This is a genomic window from Nonomuraea sp. NPDC050783, assembly GCF_040802095.1.
Classification (GTDB): Bacteria; Actinomycetota; Actinomycetes; order Streptosporangiales; family Streptosporangiaceae; genus Nonomuraea.
The window spans coordinates 1-1,141 of sequence record NZ_JBFAHK010000076.1; the positions used below are offsets into that span (position 1 = coordinate 1).

At 66.6% G+C, this 1,141-nt stretch carries 1 pseudogene; it reads right to left on the reverse strand.

Features of this window, described 5'->3' with window-relative positions:
- Positions 1 to 1,141 (reverse strand): annotated as a pseudogene (locus AB0H75_RS50230) (DNA-directed RNA polymerase subunit beta); the annotation flags it as partial.

Here is a 1,141-nt window from a genome sequence, read left to right on the forward strand (position 1 = left end):
ACCCGGTAGGTGGTGCGGGTGCCGTCGTCGTTCATCACCGTGATGTAGTCGGCCGACACCTCCTCCACCACACCGGCCTTCTCCGCGCTGATCACGTCACCGGCGTCGGTCGCGGCCCGGTATTCCATGCCGGTGCCCACCAGCGGCGCCTCGCTCTTGAGCAGCGGCACCGACTGACGCATCATGTTCGCACCCATCAAGGCCCGGTTGGCGTCGTCGTGCTCCAGGAACGGGATCATCGCGGTGGCGACCGAGACCATCTGGCGCGGCGAGACGTCGATGTAGTCGACCTCCTCGGCCCGGGCCAGCTCGGTCTCGCCGCCCTTGGTGCGCACCAGCACCCGCGCCTCGGCGAAGGAGCCGTCGGAGTTGAGCGCGGTGTTGGCCTGCGCCTTGACGTAGCGGTCTTCCTCGTCGGCGGTCAGGTAGTCGATCTGGTCGGTCACCTTGCCGTCGACGACCTTGCGGTAGGGCGTCTCGATGAAACCGAACGGGTTGAGCCGGGCGTAGGAGGCCAGCGAGCCGATCAGGCCGATGTTGGGACCCTCAGGGGTCTCGATCGGGCACATCCGGCCGTAGTGGGACGGGTGCACGTCACGGACCTCGAAGCCGGCCCGCTCACGCGACAGACCACCCGGACCGAGCGCGTTGAGCCGGCGCTTCTGCGTCAACCCGGCCAGCGGATTGATGTGGTCCATGAACTGCGACAGCTGCGAGGTGCCGAAGAACTCCCTCATGGCGGCCACGACCGGGCGGATGTTGATCAGGGTCTGCGGCGTGATCGCCTCGACGTCCTGGGTCGTCATGCGCTCGCGCACGACGCGCTCCATGCGGGCCAGGCCCAGCCGGACCTGGTTTTGAATCAGCTCGCCGACGTTGCGGATCCGCCGGTTGCCGAAGTGGTCGATGTCGTCGACCTCCAGGGGCAATTCCTCCGACTCCTCGCCTGCGTGCAGGCGGACGAGGTATTCGATCATCGCGACGATGTCGTCTTCCGTCAGGACACCGACGTTGATGTCCGCGTCCACGCCCAGCTTCTTGTTGACCTTGTAGCGGCCCACCTTGGCCAGGTCGTACCGCTTGGGGTTGAAGTACAGGTTCTCCAGCAGGGTCTGCGCCGACTCCTTGGTCGGCGGCTCAC